The 18,200-nt window shown below is 46.0% G+C and carries 13 protein-coding genes; 6 read left to right on the forward strand and 7 right to left on the reverse strand.

Translation table 11 applies throughout. The features are described 5' to 3' along the window. Window positions 1-63: 63 nt before the first annotated feature. Window positions 64-900 carry an SDR family oxidoreductase gene (locus SPICA_RS00330; RefSeq protein WP_013967551.1) on the reverse strand — a complete coding sequence of 279 codons (837 nt, stop codon included), beginning with the start codon at window positions 898-900 and terminating at the stop codon, window positions 64-66. A 71-nt stretch (window positions 901-971) separates the two neighbouring features. Further along, window positions 972-1,724 carry a DeoR/GlpR family DNA-binding transcription regulator gene (locus SPICA_RS00335; protein ID WP_013967552.1) on the reverse strand — a complete coding sequence of 251 codons (753 nt, stop codon included), beginning with the start codon at window positions 1,722-1,724 and terminating at the stop codon, window positions 972-974. A gap of 178 nt (window positions 1,725-1,902) precedes the next feature. On the opposite strand from SPICA_RS00335, the gene SPICA_RS00340 reads away from it, so the two are divergent. The 3 genes from SPICA_RS00340 (at window position 1,903) to SPICA_RS14535 (ending at window position 6,244) form a co-directional block, all read left to right on the forward strand. After that, complete coding sequence (locus tag SPICA_RS00340) at window positions 1,903-2,814, forward strand: carbohydrate kinase family protein (protein WP_013967553.1); 912 nt, start codon at window positions 1,903-1,905, stop codon at window positions 2,812-2,814. 12 nt (window positions 2,815-2,826) lie between these two features. Beyond that, entirely contained in the window at window positions 2,827-5,628 is a 2,802-nt protein-coding gene (locus SPICA_RS00345) for an alpha-amylase family glycosyl hydrolase (RefSeq protein WP_013967554.1), read from the forward strand. A gap of 76 nt (window positions 5,629-5,704) precedes the next feature. Next, window positions 5,705-6,244, forward strand: a complete 540-nt coding sequence (locus SPICA_RS14535) for an ECF transporter S component (protein WP_013967555.1) — start codon at window positions 5,705-5,707, stop codon at window positions 6,242-6,244. Here SPICA_RS14535 and SPICA_RS00355 read toward each other — a convergent pair. Further along, a complete protein-coding gene (locus tag SPICA_RS00355) occupies window positions 6,224-7,768 on the reverse strand; it encodes a glycosyl hydrolase family 79 N-terminal domain-containing protein (RefSeq protein WP_013967556.1) in 1,545 nt (514 codons plus the stop codon). The two genes, SPICA_RS14535 and SPICA_RS00355, sit on opposite strands and share 21 nt — an antisense overlap. A 26-nt stretch (window positions 7,769-7,794) precedes the next feature. On the opposite strand from SPICA_RS00355, the gene SPICA_RS14540 reads away from it, so the two are divergent. From SPICA_RS14540 to SPICA_RS00370, 3 genes are read left to right on the forward strand one after another with little or no spacing between them, the layout of a single operon-like run. Further along, window positions 7,795-10,176: a glycoside hydrolase family 31 protein gene (locus SPICA_RS14540; protein WP_013967557.1), complete on the forward strand. Its 2,382-nt coding sequence runs from the start codon at window positions 7,795-7,797 to the stop codon at window positions 10,174-10,176. A gap of 48 nt (window positions 10,177-10,224) precedes the next feature. Continuing rightward, entirely contained in the window at window positions 10,225-11,391 is a 1,167-nt protein-coding gene (ercA, locus tag SPICA_RS00365) for an alcohol dehydrogenase-like regulatory protein ErcA (RefSeq protein ID WP_013967558.1), read from the forward strand. Then, window positions 11,375-12,193, forward strand: coding sequence for a sensor histidine kinase (locus SPICA_RS00370; protein ID WP_013967559.1), 819 nt, complete (start codon window positions 11,375-11,377; stop codon window positions 12,191-12,193). The genes ercA and SPICA_RS00370 overlap by 17 nt, the downstream gene beginning before the upstream one ends. A 45-nt stretch (window positions 12,194-12,238) precedes the next feature. On the opposite strand, the gene SPICA_RS00375 is transcribed toward SPICA_RS00370, so the two are convergent. From SPICA_RS00375 to SPICA_RS00390, 4 genes are all read right to left on the reverse strand, one after another. Beyond that, complete coding sequence (locus SPICA_RS00375; protein ID WP_013967560.1) at window positions 12,239-13,696, reverse strand: DUF1302 family protein; 1,458 nt, start codon at window positions 13,694-13,696, stop codon at window positions 12,239-12,241. Window positions 13,697-13,701: 5 nt separating this feature from the next. Beyond that, window positions 13,702-14,517 (reverse strand): outer membrane lipoprotein-sorting protein, encoded by an 816-nt coding sequence (locus SPICA_RS00380; protein WP_013967561.1) that lies wholly within the window; start codon window positions 14,515-14,517, stop codon window positions 13,702-13,704. 107 nt (window positions 14,518-14,624) lie between these two features. After that, window positions 14,625-17,498: an efflux RND transporter permease subunit gene (locus SPICA_RS00385; protein WP_013967562.1), complete on the reverse strand. Its 2,874-nt coding sequence runs from the start codon at window positions 17,496-17,498 to the stop codon at window positions 14,625-14,627. Further along, window positions 17,495-18,106, reverse strand: a complete 612-nt coding sequence (locus tag SPICA_RS00390; protein ID WP_013967563.1) for a TetR/AcrR family transcriptional regulator — start codon at window positions 18,104-18,106, stop codon at window positions 17,495-17,497. The genes SPICA_RS00385 and SPICA_RS00390 overlap by 4 nt, the downstream gene beginning before the upstream one ends. Window positions 18,107-18,200: the final 94 nt, after the last annotated feature.

The raw sequence follows: 18,200 nt of genomic DNA on the forward strand, positions 1-18,200 counted from the left end.
CTCCTAAATAATAATAGAATTGGAGGTACTTTTCGGAACACAGATGCTGTTTGAATCACCTGGTTAGATATTATCCACCAAAAAGCCTCCATCTACTGGAATAGAAACTCCGGTGATAAAACCGGAAGCCTGATCGCTACAGAGAAAAATGGTAGCACCGACAAGTTCTTCATTTTTACCAAACCGACCAAAGGGGGTGCGGGCAATAATCGATTTACCCCGATCAGTAAGCTCGGTCATTGTCTCGTCCTTGTAGAGAAGTAAGCGGTTCTGGTTGCCTACAAAAAAGCCCGGTGCGATGGCATTGACCCGGATACCATAGGGCGCAAATTCTTTGGCAGTAGCCATGGTCAGATTGAGAACGGCACTTTTCGCTGCATTGTAAGCCCAGACTCCTGAGAGGGGAATATAAGATCCCATAGATGTAAGGTTAATGATGGTTCCCCGTACTTTTTGTGAAATCCAATAGGCTGCGAGGTGTTTTGTAGGAATGACCAACCCTGCAAAGAGATTGTTTTCGAGAATTTCTGAAAACAGATTGATATCCACTTCTGTAAAAGGACTTTTCCCCTTATTTCCACCAGCTGCATTGATTAATATATTGGGGGGGCCCATAATTTTTTCTGTTTCTTCGATTGCCTTTTGAACCTCTGCCTCGATTCCTGTATCTACGGTGACTCCAAAACAGGCTTCTGGGTGCCCTGTTTTTTCTGCCAGAGCATAGACAGCTGCTGTTATTGGGTGGTGAGTACCACGACCCCAGAGACAAACCTTTGCCCCTGCTTTTATCAAAGCTTCTGCCATGGTACTTGCGATTGCTCCAGCTCCACCAGTAATAATTACTCGTTTTTCCCGCAGAGCAAATAGCTGTTCTACAAAGGCCGTTGTATCGTTTGCCATAAACACTCCTTTATTTAAAGAATAGTTTAAAATTCTACTCAAAACATTGTTTGTTTTGAGTTAGTGATTAATTATGCAAGCACAATTTCGCAGGGAAATTGTGTAATATCACATTTAGTTGCCAAATCTATGTCTGAAATTAAAATGTGAATGTCCAAGGTACTCGCAAAAACCGAAAAGGCTTCCGTACCATATTTTGAACTGTCTGCTAAGATAATCCTTCGTTTTGAACGTTGGAGGGCCTGTTTTTTTGTATCCGATTCGTAAATATTCTGAGCACTGAAGTATCCTTCAGAAGAAAAACCGGTAGTTCCAATAAAACAGGTGTCAATATGAAAGTTTCGCAAAGCTTCTAAGGTTTGGGGCCCAATAAAGGAACCTGCATCTTTGCGAAAATTACCTCCGAGGGAAAAAACTAGTACCTCCGGGGCATCCTGGAGGGCGATAAGTACGTCGATGGAATTCGTTACCACGCGAAGACTCATCTCTTTAATTTGCTGTGCTAATTCCTGGGTGGTGCTACCGGAATCGAGAAAAATGGTATCACCTTCATGAATAAACTCTCGGGCTTTGCGGGCGATACGTACCTTAGCCTCACGATGTTCTTCTCGTCGTACCAGGAGGGGGCGAATGAGTTCCTTTTTAGTGGCTGCGATGGCACCACCTCTGGTTCGAACCAAAAGTCCTGATGCTTCAAGAAAATTTAGATCCTTCCGAAGGGTTACTTCAGATACACCAAGACGGTTATTCAATTCTTGAATGCTAACCTGGCCGCGGAGGGATATAATGCGAATAATTTCTTCTTGTCGTTCTTGATTTGTCAATTTCGAAGCCTTTCGAAAATAATAATATTACGAAAGTTTTGTTGTGTCAAGAAAAAATCCTTGAGAGGCAGTGTGAATCCTAAAGCAAAGTAATTGTTGTAAATCCAGTGCAGAAGTAATAAATGGATACATATTTTAGTTTACAATAAATACTAAACCGGTTTATACTAGTAGTGTGATGAGTATTTTAGTATCCGGTCTTGTCAATATTGAGACGACCCTGCACATCGAGTCATTTCCGCTTGAATATGATCCGGTACGATATCCCTTTTGGGGAATCAATACTACCGTATCTGGGGTTGGTGTGAATGTAAGTCTGGCCCTCCATACCCTCGGCAGGGATGTATATTTTTGTACGCTTCTTGGAAATGATTTTTTTGGTGAGATGGCCCATGACTGGATACAACAGCAGGGGCTTGCCACAGAATTTTTTGTACAGCAGCTTCCTCAGACTGCCCAGTCGGTGATTCTCTATGACAAGATTGGACGCAGGCAAATACATGTGGATTTAAAAAATATACAGGAACAGCGGTATCCCCTTGAACTTTTTGAGTCTGCCCTGGAGCGAGTTTCTGCAGCGGTGCTGTGCAATATCAATTTTAACCGGAATCTGCTTGAAGTTGCAAAACGGAAAGGAATCAGCATTTTTACCGATGTGCATACTATTGCTGATCCTGATGATGAATATAACCGGGATTTCATGGCAGCAGCGGATGTACTGTTTTTATCAGATGAAAAATTATGGACTACCCCGGAGAAGGCTGCCCAAGATTTAATGGCCCGGTACGGAAATAAAATGATTGTTATTGGCCAGGGAGAACGGGGCGCCCTGCTGCTTGAGCAGCATAGCAGGCCTGTGCAGCTGCCAGCAATAAAGACCCGCCCTATAGTCTCTACCATCGGCGCCGGGGACGCCCTCTTTGCTTCATTCATCAATTTTTATATTGATGGATTTTCCCCACTAGAATCCCTGAAACGGGCTATGGTGTTCGCCAGCTGGAAAATTGGTACCGCCGGAGCGTCTCAAGGTTTTCTTAATTCCTATGAGCTTGAAAAATTATATACGCAAGACATGCCGTCTGCGATATAGGAGGAGTATAGAATGATACAGAAACGGATAGCTGTTCTGCTTGCAGGCAGCTTGTTGGTAGGTCTCTTGTTTGGCTGTGCCAGCACGAAGGATGCTGCAGAGAAGCAACCTCAGGCAGCTGGCCCTGCATATCAGACCGTCGAAGCCGGAACTATTGAGAACATGGGGCACCCCAAGATGGATAAAATTATCCCTGCCCATGAAGCTCTAAAACCAGCATCTGATGAAATCGTTATTTATTACCTCAGAAACGATGCTAAATATGAGCCCTGGGGATTCTGGCTCTGGGCTGTTCCTGGCGGTGACGGCGCAACCGTATGGGATAAGTCTAAAAACCTTGAAGTTGTAGAAGGGGTAGGTTATCTGCGCTTTAAGAAAGACGGATCCACCTTTGGTGTAAAAACTGTTGGTGCCGATGGCCTCATGGGTCTCATCCCCCGAAAGGATGATGCCTGGGATAAGGACGGAAACGACGACCGGATTATCGATACCAAGGCTAGTAACGAATGGGTAGTGTTCCAGAACGATCAGAAAACCTATCCCTATGGCCCCTATGTGCCTACCATCGATACGGCCCGTCTTTTGTCTCAGACAGAAATTTTGATCGATTTTTCCGGCCGTTATGGTCTTTCTACAGAAAAGGGCGATAGCGGCTTTGTGGTCCAATATGCAGATGGAACTAAAACCCTCACGGTTCTGGATGCGGTAAATAATGCGGATCCGGAAAATAAGCTTAATAACTATACAAAACGGGTAAAGCTCATTTTGACGGAAGCGGCCCCTCTAGATGCGCCCCTCGTAGTATCCCATCCGAAATTTTTAGCCCCCGTTCCTGTGGATAGCGGAGCCCTGGCTGCATCGATGGCCGATTCCATTGTTCCACCTGAGGGTTACCAGCTCGGAGCCATATATAATGGAACTTCCAAATCGGTTGAATTCCGTCTGTGGACACCCTTTGCAAGCAAAGTTCAAGTACGGCTATATAAAAAGAGCCTTGCAGAAAAGGCTGACTATAGCCTGGAACTTTCCAAGGATGCTAAAACCGGTGTCTGGACCGGTACCTTTAATACGGTTGATCCGGATGGCCTTTTCTATGAATATTCGGTCTTCTTTGGTAATAAAGAAAAGATTGCTCTTGATCCCTATGCCAAGAGCATGGATGCCTTTATTGGCAGCGGCCTTGGACGAGGTGCAATCATCAATCCTGCTAAGGCTCAACCGATAGGCGGTTGGGAAGGCTATACCGATGTCCAGCTTGCAAAGCGGGAAGATGCCATTATCTACGAAATGTCCGTGCGGGACTTTACGATTTCCCCCGATTCCGGTGTCAAAGCCCGGCCTGGTTCGTACCTGGCGTTCATAGAAAAAATTCCCTATCTCAAATCCCTCGGTGTAACCCATGTACAGCTTATGCCGGTGATGAATTTCTATTACACCGATGAAACGAAAACAGCCTATGAAGCGACAGGCCGTTCCAGCGATAACAACTATAACTGGGGGTACGATCCCCATAGCTATTTTACCCCTGAAGGATGGTATGCCCAGGACCCGAAGGACCCCTACAGCCGGGTTGTAGAACTGAAAACCCTGATTAAAGAACTGCATAAAGCTGGTATTGGGGTCATCCTTGATGTGGTTTATAACCATACGGCAAATACTGCTATTTTTGAAAATGTGGTTCCCGGTTATTATTACCGGCGGGATAGCAAGGGTGGTTTTATCGGTCAATCCGGCTGTGGCAACGATGTAGCTACCGAACGGGTAATGGCAGGCCGGCTTATGCGGGATTCCCTGTATTATTGGGTTGATGAATATAAGGTGGATGGTTTCCGCTTTGACCTCATGGGGCTCATCGATGCCAAGGCAATACTGAAAGCCCGGGAAGCCATTGCAAAGATTCCTGGCAAAGAAGATATCCTCTTCCAGGGCGAAGGCTGGAAAATGTACCGGGGTCCTGCTCTGGAAGTGATGGATCAGAACTACATGACCAAAACCAATGAAGTTTCAGTCTTTAATGATGAGTTCCGGGATATTATGAAAGGCGGCGGTATGGATGATAAGCGGAAGGGTTTTGTGACAGGCCGACCGATGAATACAACCATGATTTTCAACAACCTGAAGGGCCAGCCCATGCTGAACTATAAGGCCGACGATCCCGGAGATTCGATGAATTACGTATCAGCCCATGACAACCTGACCCTGACGGACAACATCGCCTTTAATACGGGCCTTAATGCGAAGTATCCTGAAGAACGGGCAGAAATAGCTAAGCGGGCAAAGCTTGCCAATTTTATGGTGCTTACGGGGCAGCCGATTGCATTCCTTCATGGGGGCTGTGAACGGGGCCGGAGCAAGCCGAAGCTCAATTCAAAAAGCGAAGTTATCGGCGATTATGTCCACAACAGTTACGATTCATCCGATGACATTAACCAGTTTATCTGGAATGTCCCCAAGGAATACGATGCTATGGGCAAATGGGTCGCGGGCGTTATCGCTGTGCGGCGGGCAGAAGAGGGGCTCCGTATTGGAGATATGGCCACCATCGATGCAAGCATGAAACAGGTCCAACATGCGGACCAGTTATCCATGGGATGGACCGTAACCTACAAGGGTACTACTCTGGTTATGATGGTGAACGCCAACTTTGATCAGGCCATGGATTTTAAGACCGGCCTTAACCTTGCAAATGCAACCGTATTGGTGGATGACGACGAAGCTTCACCTGCAGGTGTAACCCGGGTTTCCGGAATGACCATATCGGGCCAGACGGTAACCGTAGAACCTTTAACCGCAGTCATGCTGAAACTGAAATAAAAAAACAGGACAATTGTACGACAAAGAACTGACAAAATGATTAGTAATAGGGTACCATTCTCACTGGAGGTACCCTATGTCAGATTCCATAGTTTTAAATCCGCCCTTAATTAAGCTGAATAACCCAGCTCGTCTTGCCGTTGAGCTTGGTTTTATCTTAGTTGCAGCCCTGCTTCCGGCCTTTGTACACACCATGGGCTGGAATGGGGCGGTTCTGCTCCCCATGCATTGGACGGTCCTGCTGGCCGGGCTTGTCTTCGGTCCCCTGGGCGGTTTTGCAGCTGGTCTATTAAGCCCCCTCGCTAGCTATAGCCTCTCTGGCCTTCCTGCCCTGCCCATGCTGTTGCCTATGACCATAGAAACCGCTACCTATGGCCTTACCGCCGGGCTTTTCCGGAAAGTTAAGCTGAATGTGTATATCAGCACCCTGCTGGCCATGCTGGCGGGACGACTAGCCTATACTCTCGTATTTCTTGGCCTCGGGCGTATATCAGGCTCTCTCCTTGCATTCTGGCAGAAAGCCTTTATGCCTGGCCTCCTGTCAGCATTGATTATGCTTCTGGGTCTTCCCCTGCTTGCAAGCGGACTCAGTTCGTTATTGAAAGACAAGGAATAATACTGAAAGGGGCGGTACCTGGTAGGTAGCCTGTTCTGTGGATGGAGAAAGCTGTTCTATATTGTATTGTTTACGGGTTTTCTTTTTTCCCCATCTCAGGATGAAATCTTCTTCGAGGGAAATACCGTTGAGGAGTACTGTGGGGGATAGGAGTCCCCCCTGACCTTGCAGCAGGTACTGGTCAACCCCATGGAGAGGTACATAACCGGTTAGATCGATCTCCAGACGAGCCGCATGAGTTCTATCAATATTGATAAGCAGTAGGCTTGTCCGCATATCTTCATCCCGGTGGACATAGAGCCTCAGTTTTGAGCTAGTAGAACTTATAATCCTTGGAACAAAAACAGCATTTCCCATGAGACGTTCCCAGAGAAAGCTGGCGTAATAATCGGGACGTAATTGCAGGGTTGTTTCGTCTAAAAGACCATAATTTGATCCTATAAGGGATTGGCGAAATACCCGGTCCACTCCATGCCGTGCAAGGAGCCCCAATTCATCAAGCCACCAGAGGGCTGAAGCAAAAGTATCTGAAAGACCCGGTTCGCCTCCATACAGGGCGTGTCCTGTTTCAGTAACCCAGTTTTGGGTTGATTGTAACAAAGGCCGAATGGTGTTTGCCCTTTGTATATGGTTCAGCATTCTGGTATTCCACCGAAGGATCTGATTCAGTTCTCGGGGGTTTAAAAGACCATAGGATTTTGCACGTTTTGTGGCAACCCTGCCTCTGCTGGATTGCTGGGGATAGTAATGCCAGGAAAGGGCATCGAGGAATACAACGGATGGACTTTTGCAAAGGGCTCTTGTGATTGGGTATGGTTCACCGATAACAGGCCAAACCGCAGATGCGGGGCCGACTATGAGGCTGTCCGGCGTAAGACCTTTCACAAGATGTCCAAAACGGGCAAAGTCCCGGATATACTGGGCTGGTTTTACCCGATGTTTCCATCCATAAATAAAGGGAAATCCATTAATTTCATTTCCAAATTCCCAAGCAGCTACTTTATAGCCCTTTTTTGCGGTATAGGCTAAGAGTTTTTGTGCATTCGTTTCGATCCATTTTCCATCGGTATCCCGATCTGCCAGGCCTGCACTGATGGTAAACAGGAGTTCCATGCCAGTTTCATCAAGAAATTGATGAATGGTTTGCCAAAGTTCCTTGGTTAGCTGGTACTCATGACTTTGTTTTCTCTGTATATTGTCAGAAAGCAGGGGAGAATAGAGCTTTTGTATCAGTTTTTCACCGGGTTTATAGAAAAGCCGGTCCGCTTCGGTTCCCCCAATACGGATCATGGCGGGGCCGAGCTGTCGGGTAAAGTCGATAAGCCGGGGATTAAGCAGATCAAGGGCTTGTACTCTATCGGAAGCCACTCCCTGGTGCATTTTTTTTGAACTGCCCCACCAGTGCCCCCCGAGAATCAGGGAAATATCAATGGTATAGGATAAAAAGTGGGGATGTAAAAACCGTACAGGTTTGTCTATACTACGAGGAAGCTTAATGTGTATGATAGGCTGCTTTTGTTTCATCCCTATTACTATATGGAGAACTATAAATGAACTACCGTAAAATTGATACTCCTGAAAATTATGTTTTTGAAAATATCCCGGTGCAACTTACCCTGTCAGTTGCAGCGCCTGGGGTGTTCCGTCTCCAGGGTCGATCAGAACGGTGGCCCCATGGAAGCAGCAGTATGGCAGGGCTTTCCTGGCAGGCCCTCTCTGAGGATGCTTCAGAAGGAAGCCCTCAGGGTACGGGAGTCCCACAGACAGCGATAGACCGGGACTTAGCCGATTGTACCTGCACCGTGGATGACCGGGGGATTCTCAACCTTTCTCTGAAGGGTACGACCCTGCTTGCAGGCAAAGGCTTTGGTATCTGCGGCACTAAGTGGATACTTCGTTTTGTCTATGATGAAAAGACCAAATTTTTTGGTCTTGGCGGCAAAAATCTCGGCTTTGAACTTTCCGGTAAACGGACCCTCTTCTGGAATACGGACCTCTTTGCCGAGTTTGATTGGGCCGAAATCGCCGATTCCCGGGCGGATCCCCTGTATGCAAGCTTTCCTGTTCTCATAGGCAGGACCCCCGCCGATGAAGGCAGTCCGGCACAGACACCCCTCTGGTGGGCCATCGTTATGGATAATCCCTGGCCCGGTTTTATGAATATCGGCGCCGGCGAAGGCATATTTGCCGCCGGTTCGACACCTTTCCAGAAATACCTCTATCTGGGTGCCCATAACGGAGAACCCGACGTCTGGTTCTTCGCTGAAACCACGCCCCAGCGGCTGATACAGAAAATCCAAACCTTGCAGGGCCGCTTCGCCCTGCCGCCCCTCTGGGCCCTGGGCCACCACCAATGCCGCTGGGGCTACCGGTCCTCTGCTGACCTGAACCGCATTGCCGGGGAATACGAAAAGCGGCAGATTCCCAATGACGGCCTCTGGCTCGATATCGACTATATGGAGGGCTTCCGGGTATTCACCATCAATAAGGAGCATTTTAAGAAGCCCAGAGAAGAAATTGCTGCTCTTACTGACAGAGGATACCGGGTTGTTCCCATACTGGATCCGGGACTGCGGCGGGATGAAGCCTTTCATCAATATAAAGAAGCTAAGAACCGGGACATCCTCTGTAAAACCCCTGAAGGCCAGGACTATATCGGTTTTGTGTGGCCCGGTTATACGGTTTTCCCCGATTTTTCGCTGGAAGAGGCCCGCACTTGGTGGGCAGAACAGGTTACCGCCTTTACCGAATTCGGTTTTTCCGGCTATTGGATTGATATGAATGATCCTGCAACCGGTTCGGTTCCCCTGGAGGACATGCGGTTCCAGCGGGGCGAGCTGGACCATGGAGGTTTTCATAACCAGTACGCCCTGGGTATGGCCATGGCAACCCGGCAGGGGCTTGAACAGGCTCGGCCTCAGAAGCGGCCCTTTATTATCAGCCGTTCGGCCTATCTTGGTATGGCTAAGTATAGCGGGATGTGGACCGGCGACAATGTGTCGAACAAAACTCATCTGGCTAAAAGCCTACCCTTTAGCCTTAACCTGTCTGTGTCCGGTATGCCCTTTAACGGACCCGATGTGCCTGGTTTTGCAGGGGATGCGGATGCCAGGTTGATGGAATGCTGGTACAAGGCGGGTTTCCTCTTTCCCTTCCTGCGGAACCACAATGTGGCTGGTGCCAAAGATCAGGAACCCTGGACGCGGGGGCCGGCAACCGAAAAGGTCGTAGCCGAATATATTCGTTCACGATATAAACTGCTCCCCTATATTTACCAGCTCTGGATTGCCCAGGAAGAGCGGGGAGAGCCCGTACTGCGGCCCCTCTGGTACCACTGGCCCGAAGCGGACTGGACCTGTTCCTGCGATAATGAGTACCTGCTTGGACCGGCGCTGCTTCACGCACCGGTCCTGGATCCCGGGCAGACAAAACGGGAAGTGCAGCTTCCGGAGGGGACCTGGTACGATTGGAACCGGGGCCGCTTCCTCACCGGGGACCGGACCTTGAGGGTAAGAACTTCCCGTTTAGAGACGCCCCTCTATTTCAAATCAGGTTCGGTAATTCCCCTGTTGCCGGGTATTCGGACCACCAACGAAAAGGACCTCCGCAGGGTCGATTTCCTCTTTATACTAAGCGAGGGTGAAACAGGCTCTTACCGATACTGTACCGATGATGGTGAGACCTTGGCATACCGGGAGGGGCAACGGAGTGAGCTTGAGCTTCGCTACCATCTCACAGACGGGGTTCTGCATCTGGAAGCAGCGGTAACCAATGCCGCCTATGGTCCCATCAATTACCGTATCATGGTCCCCTGTGTCTCAGGGGTCCGCATCGTAGAGGTGAACGGAAAGGAACTTCCCCTGGTTCGGGAAAAGCTCCGCTTTGCCGGTAGGGAAAACCGGGTAAAAACCAGTGAGATCCTGTTGGCGTAACAGATTTTCCTTGTAATTTGCTGACTATAAACTAAAATTCTACTTATCATGAAGGTCGATGTTACTCGACTTAGAAAATTCGTAGCCCCCGAATTTATTTTGGGGGCAGGGGCTCTCGCACGATGTGCTGATTATATTACGCTCCTAGGTGCAACAAAGGTTTTTATTGTAACCGATCCAGGGCTTGTACAGGCAGGTTGGGTTTCGAAAGTCGAAGCATTACTGGTTCAAAATCAAATCACCTTTGAACGGTTCGAACAGGTTAGTCCCAATCCTAGGGATTATGAGGTTATGCAGGGTGCCCACATGTATCGTGAGAAGCGATGCGATCTTATCATAGCCATTGGCGGTGGGAGCCCGATTGATTGTGCTAAGGGTATAGGTATTGTTGTCTCAAATGGGGGATCAATCCTTGATTATGAGGGGGTTGATAAAATTAATGTTCCAATTCCACCCCTCATTTGTATTCCCACCACCGCAGGCACAGGGGCAGATATTTCTCAATTTGCTATTATTCTTGATACTACTCGAAATGTTAAAATTGCGATAATCAGTAAAAGTATCGTTCCTGATGTGAGCCTCATCGATCCCCTCTGTACTACCACTATGAATGCTAACCTCACCGCTACTACTGGGATGGATGCCTTGACCCATGCTTTCGAAGCCTATGTATCGAATGCTTCAAGCCCAATGACAGATGTCCTTGCTTTGAGTGCTATAGAATATATAGCAGAGCATCTGGTCGAAGCATATCACAACCCTATCGATATGGACGCCCGAACGGGAATGATGGTTGGTAGCCTTTTTGCAGGGCTGGCATTTTCTAATGCCAGTTTAGGGATAGTCCATGCAATGGCCCATGCTTTAGGAGGCCTCCTCGATTTACCTCATGGACTCTGTAATGCCCTGATTCTGGAACATTCTATTTCTTATAATTTTTCGGCCGCTTCCGAACGGTACAGAAAGATTGCAGAGATAATTTTAAAAACCCCCTGTACAGAACAAAGTGATGTATGGATTGAACAGGAATTACGACAATTTTTACATAATCTTCGGCATTCTCTTAGTTTAGGAGATACAATTGAGAGGATACTCGTTGATGATACAATTATTTTCCAGCTTTCCAATTTAGCTTTACAAGACCCCTGCATCGTTACCAATCCAAGACGTCCTACCATTGATGATATAGAGGCTATCTATGCCCGACTTTTCTGATTCTGAATATGATGAGATTAGAGAAAAAATTATAGGCATGGGAGAACGGTCAGCAAGGAAAAGTTATTATCCGGAATTACAAAAACGAATTAAAGAGCTAGAAGAAAAACAACAAACCCTTATGGAGCTAGTAAGAACCCTTGAAGAACAGGGGACGTTACTAGAAAATACGATCCTTGAAAAGGATCTAGCTATTCGGGAATTACACCATCGGATTAAGAATAATTTTCAAATCATTCAAAGTATTATGGGCCTCGGTATAAACAGCATACGCAATCCTGAATATCGCGAAGATTTTTTAAAGACCAAGGGGCGTATTGATATTTTAGCACGAATATATATCATTCAATTAGAAAAAGAACAATTTTCTGAGATAGCACTTGCTGAACTTATTCAAAATGTAATCGATTATATAAAATACAACAGGAATAATAAATCATACAATATAAAGTTTGATATTTTACTAAATAAAATAGAAGCCTTAAAACAAGAGCCTATGATCGACATAGATAAGGCGCTCTATTTTTCACTGCTTATCAATGAAGTGCTTATGAATTGTATCGATTTTGGGATATCAGATGAGCATCCAGAAATCCGGGTGCGTCTAGCGCAATTTGGTTTTACTATATCAGTTTCTATTGAAGATGATGGCCCTGGTATACAACCAGAAGATTTGCAAAAAGAAACTGTGGGTATCTCTCTTATACGAGCCCTTTCTCAGCAAATACATGCAGTCTGGCAATATACAAAAGGAAAAAACGGCGGAAGTTATTTTTCACTTAGTCTTAAACGTGATCATTAGGGAAATAGCCCCCGAAAATGATTCGGGGGTTGTACCAAGGAAGGCCTAAAAACTGAATTTCAATTCTATGTAATAGTAGCCCCTATCGATGGTGCTGGCTTTGCTGAAGGTTCCTAGTTCCCGATCAGGATCGCTTTCGGCAAGGAAAGATCCATACTGAACTGTTCCAGCTTTGAGGCTGATGCCATCAGCAAGTTGGTAGCTTATTGAGGCTGTACCAAGCCAGTCTCGGGCACTGGTTTCTACAAGGAAGAGGAGTTCCGGTTGTAAGGTTTCATTGAAGTACTTACCCGCAAGACGGAGGCTTAATCCATTTTCTTCCTGGTAGGCCTGGCCGTCATACTGGCGTATCATAATCGCGGCTTGCTGGTCAGAAATGCTCGAGTAGTCTTCAGGGGCCTTGTAATTCAGCACATACCGGGGGGCCCAAGCAAGGGACAGGGTGGTAGTACTGTTGATGAAGGACCGGGAGGCCTGGAGCACTCCCTGGAGGTATGGGTTCTTTTCGGTTACCTCTATTCCCTCCAAATCCTTGGTAAAAATCAGTGCCCATTCACTACGGATATCAAAACCGGCAATTACATAGGCCGCATCTAAGCCAAACTGGTGGATCCGGTTATGTACTGGTGTGTAGGTGATGGTAGTACTTGGGCCACCTACTACGGCAGCTGAAAAGTCGGGGTACCGGTCCAGAAAGGTAAAGTAGCTCGCGGAGAATGAAAGGTTCCCCAGATAGAAGAGGCTCTGCAGTCCCCCTTCTATGTTTTCCAGGGCAAACTCAGGATAGGAGTCTTCTTTTATAACAATGGTTGGTGCAGAGCCTGAACCAGGAATAGTCATCGCAATCGAAGGCAAGTCGTTTGGTATGCTAATCGGCAATATAAGAGCCTGGATGGTGCCTAAATTGTTTGGTAAATAATAGGTTCCATTGAACATCCAGCTTGAAATCTTTTGTTCATCTAGGGTGGTAGTGTACCGGGTCCCCTGATGCCGGGCATTGATAGTGTCGGTGGGGTTATTGCCATCTGCAAGACCCCAGGCAATAAGCTGTTTCCCAAGCCGGAGGTCCAGGTCGCCGAGGCTCGTTTCTAGCCAGGCTTCTTTTAGTTCTACCGTTCCGCCGAGGCGACTATTGCCCCAGAGGCTGGCCGAAAGCAGGTGGGTGTCGGTGCTGCTTTCCCAGCTGGAGCTTTCGGCCAAGCCAGCGCTGTTAATGTATGTCTCAGCTGAAAAGCGGTAACTTGTGTTGTCCCCCAGGTGGCCCTGGAGAAAGCCAGTGCCTCGCAGGCCGGTAAAGGCAACAGCCGGTTTCTGAGCGGGAAGAGCAAAGACTGAAGGTGACAGACTGCCCCCAAGCTGGATGTCCTGAGCAGAGAGCAAACCAGCCAGGCCTGCAGCAAAGAGCAGTAGAGCGAGGTTATAAAGTAAAGGGCTTCGAAACCGTTTTATGAAAAGTAGAGGGGCGTGAAGCTGTTGATAGGTACAATACGCGATGTAGTTCATCAATATTATCTCCCCCGTTCGATAAAACGGACCGTAAAATATTTATCATCGATGGTGGGTAGAATAGTTGTTTTCACAAATCGCCAGATAGTTTTACCCCCTGTCTCAAGGTTTTGCATTTCCATAGCATCAAACTGCCAATATTTGCCGTCTACGAGGTGTTGATTCTGAATTATAAGCCGTTTTATCAATTTACCAGATGAATCATAATATTCACTTTGTTTTGTAGTGGCATTCTCAAGATCGATCCAGCGGACAATTTTAGTGTAACCATAATTTTTTACAACCTGAGGAGACTTTGCGGTGTATTCAACCTTGGCATATTGTTGGCCGCCTATGGAGTCGGTTCCGAGAAATTTCACTGAAAAATCTTTACGGTCAAGGGATCCAATGTCGGCAAAGGTAAAGTCTGAACCAAGGAAGGCTCCTGTTTTTGAATCGCCGCCGCTGGTACCAATAGTGCGAACCTTGCGAAGGGCTGGTATATATATATATTGTTCATCATCTTTGGCTGGATCCTTGTAATCGATGGTGAGGAACCGGGTGTCCCGAACATCCGCTGGAGAGAGAAAAATAAGGGATTGTTTGGTTGTATCGTCGGTCTCAGTTTTAGAATAGGCTTTAATATCTCGGACCCGTTCTTGACCTGTCTTGTTAATGATGATCATTTTCATGTCTCCCTCTGTAGCAGGGGGTCGGAGTTGATTTTCATTTTTCAGAAGCAAAGCCTCTAGGTTGATATCCTGGGGGTAGATCTGTAGGGTGGAAATCATAGTGATGAGTACTGTAACCAAGAGAATCTGTCCTAAATGTTCTTTCATAAAAACCTCCTAAGATCTTTAAAAAGCGAACCTTTTAAAAGTCTTCGCTATGTATTGTATTACCGGGGATCAGAAAGGCTGATCCGTTCCGGTATGATCCTTTATTGTTACAAATTTTCTTCACAGGCAGTCTTGAGTGCTTCTTTATGAAGAAATTGAGGTTTTATTAATTTAAGCAAGGCAGGTAACAACGTAACTGCAAAAGTTGAACTTGTGATCATAATGAGCGAGAGAAGGAGGCCCATAAAGATGTTACCCCGAAGCTGGCTGAACATGAGCGCGGCAAAACCCGCTGCAACGGCCAGAGCATTAAAGAAAATTCCCTTGCCTGTAGTTTCCATAGTTGCCTTAACTGCTTCGTTGTATTCCATGTTGCAAAGAAAGCTTTTAAGCCGTTCAAGGAAATGGAGGGTATAGTCGATACCAACACCTATTCCGATAGAGGCAATCGTGGCTGTAGAAATATCGATTGGTATGTTAAAGAGCCCCATAAAGCCGAAGTTAAAGAGGAGGGCTGCGCTGAGGGGAATAATAGAGAAGAAGCCTTCCACAAAGCTTCGGGACAGGAGGGTAATGAAGAAGAATACAATAATAAGGGATGAAAGTACCGAGGATATCTGGCTTTCTATGAGCAGCCGCAGAACAGCTAAAGTTAAGTTAGAAAGTCCTGTAATATCCGCAGAAACATCTTTGGGGAAATTGTGGGCAATATAAGTTCTTGCTTCTTTCTGTATTTGACCGATAAGGGTTGAACTGGCGGTCTTGATAAAGACATTAATTTTAACAGTTTTTCGAGGATTATCGAGAAAAGCTTCGATATTCTCTGGTTTTCCTGAGTTCTCATACTGGAATACTAATTGTCCCACATAGATTCTTCCTGGGATACTATCTATAGCTTTTCCGGTTGAAAGGTCTACCTTCCTCGTGTAGTCCCCCATATTAAGGACTGCATACCCATCGACCACCGTAAAATCACTGCCCTCATTATAGGTGGTAAGGACTTCGCCGGTTTCGGAGTCCTTTTCAGTTAATGTCCCCTTTGTGTAAGAGTAGACTTCGGTACTGACGGAAACCGGATTTTCTTCATCGGGGACTTTGTTAAAGGCTTCATTGTCATTGTTAAATGCTTTATTGATGCCCTTGATAAAGGTAACAATGGACTGGGAACCCCCAACTATTTCAGTCCCCTTGAACCAGTCAGAATTTTCAGGACCAATAACTTTTCCTTTGTAAAGTCTGAGCTGTTCAAGCCTGGTCTGTAGTCCATCTATCGCTTTCAGTGTGGCTGGTTCCAGGATGGCCCCATCTTCATTGGTACTGGCTATGATGGTCATTACGGTGATACCGGTAAAATTTTCATTCAGATATTCAGATGCGGTTCGAACTTCGCTGCTCTTTTTAAAAGAATTAATGGTATTGGTTTCGAACTTTACCCGAGGTACAAATACTGCAAGTCCTGCGAGCAGAAGCAGACTAATACCAACAGTTGTCTTTGGGTGCTGTACCACCAGTGAACCCAAGATTCCTAATGTCTCGGCTAAGCGTCCTTTTGGTTCGGTTAAACGAGGTAAAGCCTTTTTGGGGGGACGTAATATAACCATAATGGCCGGTGTAAGGGTTAAACTTAGAATGAGGGCAAACAAGATTCCCAGGGCTGAAAGGATACCGAACATGCGAAGGGCATCGATACGGGAAACAGTCAGGGACATAAAGCCGATAAAGGTCGTCGCCCCCGCCAGGAATACCGGCAGAGCTACATGGGTTATTGTTTCTTCTATGGCGGTCTTTTTATCGCTAGTTTTTCCCAATTCTTCGTAATACCGATTGATCACATGGATGGTATAAGCGGTTCCTACTGCAATGAGGATGATAGGAAGCACCATAGTGGCGTTGGATATGGCCTGGTTCAGCCAGCCCATAAGACCCATGGCCCAGATAACCGAGATGATCACGTTCCCCAGAGGTAGAAGAACACCCCGAAGAGACCGGAAGCTGAGGTAGAGAATCACAGTGATGATGAGAATTACTATGGGGAAAAGGAGCGACAGGTCCTGTACTAAAAGCCGGGTAACAATTCCACTTACCGCACGGGATCCGGAAATGTAGGTTTTCCCATCGGTCTTGTTTTCCAGAAGGGGAAGGGTTTTGATGATGCGATCATAAAAAGGAATCCCCTTATTGGAGTAGGTAACCTTTCCATACTTTGTATCAATTTCTTTAACAAGGCTCTCGAGTGTAGTCTGAAGCGCTTTAGGCTCTGCACCTTCGGCAGGAACTATAAGTAAGGTTTGTCTACCCTTTTTAGCCAATACTGAAGGATCTAAGGCATAAACGGAAGCGAGGGTAAAGCGTTCTTCGGCGGTAGCACCCCTTATAACTGCCGCCACTCCTTCGGTTGTAGCAAGAGCTTCTGTGAGGGAATCTGCCTTGTCCTCTGAAACTTGAATGATAAATCGAGATACAGGTGTGGTGTCGAGGTTTTCTTTCAGGGTGATGATAAGAGCAGTCGATTTGCCATCCTTACCGATCAGGGTTTTGGTAAGATCGTTGGTTTCGATAACGGTTTTAAAGGTCTCAACAGCCTCCGGAGTAACAGGCACTTCCTGCATAGCTGGCTCAATCTGAATACCCGCTTCGGTGCCCTTAATTAAACTTGCTGAACTGAGAGAGAGGACCGATTTGACTCCGGGAATTGCTTCGATGGTATCGCTCCAGCTTTTTACCTGGGAGAGAACCTCCGGGGTAAATATCCCCTTTGAATTGGTAAGTGCGATAAGGAGAAAATCATCGGATGGGAATATTGTACCTACTTGGTCATAGAAAGCCTTTTCAGGTATGGTTGATGGGATATCGTCGGTCAGGTCTGTATCAACCTGTAAGCGGAACATTCCACTGCCCAATCCAAGAGTTAAAATCATAATAGCAGTGATGATAAACAATGGATGTTGGGTAATATATCGAGCAATAGGACGAAAATTCATGATTGTACTCCTTTAAGTATAATATGGCTTACCATACGACTCAGTGTTTCTGGAGGCATATTTTGTATTCCTGGCATACTACTGTGCAGTAATACTCCGCTTAACATGCTAAGTATTAAGGTTCCCAGTGTCATAGGATCCATTTGGATGAATTCGCCTGCTTGTATTCCAGTTTGAATAAAACTCATAATTATTTGGGGAATCATTGCAGATTTCTTTTTAATTTGTTCTTTTTCTGGTGATGAGGGGAGTAGCTCAAGTAAATTATTAATATGATGCTCAAGGTAGAAATAACCTGGATCTAGTTTTCCTTGAATAATATAATATTCTAACAGTTTTTGTAATCTTTCTTGATAAGAGTAAGACCCATGATATAAAATTGTATCGATTTCTTTGATTGCTTGTTCTAGATAATGAAGCGTGAGTTGAATAAGGATATCATTTTTATTTTTAAAATAGTGATACAGCGCAGGTTTGGTAATGTGAAGACGATGAGCTATTTTTGCAATAGTAAGACCTTCAAATCCTTCAATAGCAGAAATTGATAGGGCAGCATGTAAAATATTTTGTTTTGTTTCATTATAGTGTTCTTCAGAAAAAGTTCGCATTTGCTTGCCTCTTTATACACCATCCCTTTGACAAACCATTAATTTAACTAATGTTAAAATAACAAAGTATTGAATAAAAATCAAATGAAAAATT

The organism is Gracilinema caldarium DSM 7334, from assembly GCF_000219725.1.
GTDB lineage: Bacteria > Spirochaetota > Spirochaetia > Treponematales > Breznakiellaceae > Gracilinema > Gracilinema caldarium.

Coding starts and splice junctions, on each gene's coding strand:
- SPICA_RS00355 (WP_013967556.1), bottom strand. CDS start 7,768: ATGAAACAAAAGCAGCCTATCATACACATTAAGCTTCCTCGTAGTATA.
- SPICA_RS00330 (WP_013967551.1), bottom strand. CDS start 900: ATGGCAAACGATACAACGGCCTTTGTAGAACAGCTATTTGCTCTGCGG.
- SPICA_RS00390 (WP_013967563.1), bottom strand. CDS start 18,106: ATGCGAACTTTTTCTGAAGAACACTATAATGAAACAAAACAAAATATT.
- SPICA_RS14540 (WP_013967557.1), top strand. CDS start 7,795: ATGAACTACCGTAAAATTGATACTCCTGAAAATTATGTTTTTGAAAAT.
- SPICA_RS00375 (WP_013967560.1), bottom strand. CDS start 13,696: ATGAACTACATCGCGTATTGTACCTATCAACAGCTTCACGCCCCTCTA.
- SPICA_RS00345 (WP_013967554.1), top strand. CDS start 2,827: ATGATACAGAAACGGATAGCTGTTCTGCTTGCAGGCAGCTTGTTGGTA.
- SPICA_RS00340 (WP_013967553.1), top strand. CDS start 1,903: ATGAGTATTTTAGTATCCGGTCTTGTCAATATTGAGACGACCCTGCAC.
- SPICA_RS00385 (WP_013967562.1), bottom strand. CDS start 17,498: ATGAATTTTCGTCCTATTGCTCGATATATTACCCAACATCCATTGTTT.
- ercA (WP_013967558.1), top strand. CDS start 10,225: ATGAAGGTCGATGTTACTCGACTTAGAAAATTCGTAGCCCCCGAATTT.
- SPICA_RS00380 (WP_013967561.1), bottom strand. CDS start 14,517: ATGAAAGAACATTTAGGACAGATTCTCTTGGTTACAGTACTCATCACT.
- SPICA_RS14535 (WP_013967555.1), top strand. CDS start 5,705: ATGTCAGATTCCATAGTTTTAAATCCGCCCTTAATTAAGCTGAATAAC.
- SPICA_RS00370 (WP_013967559.1), top strand. CDS start 11,375: ATGCCCGACTTTTCTGATTCTGAATATGATGAGATTAGAGAAAAAATT.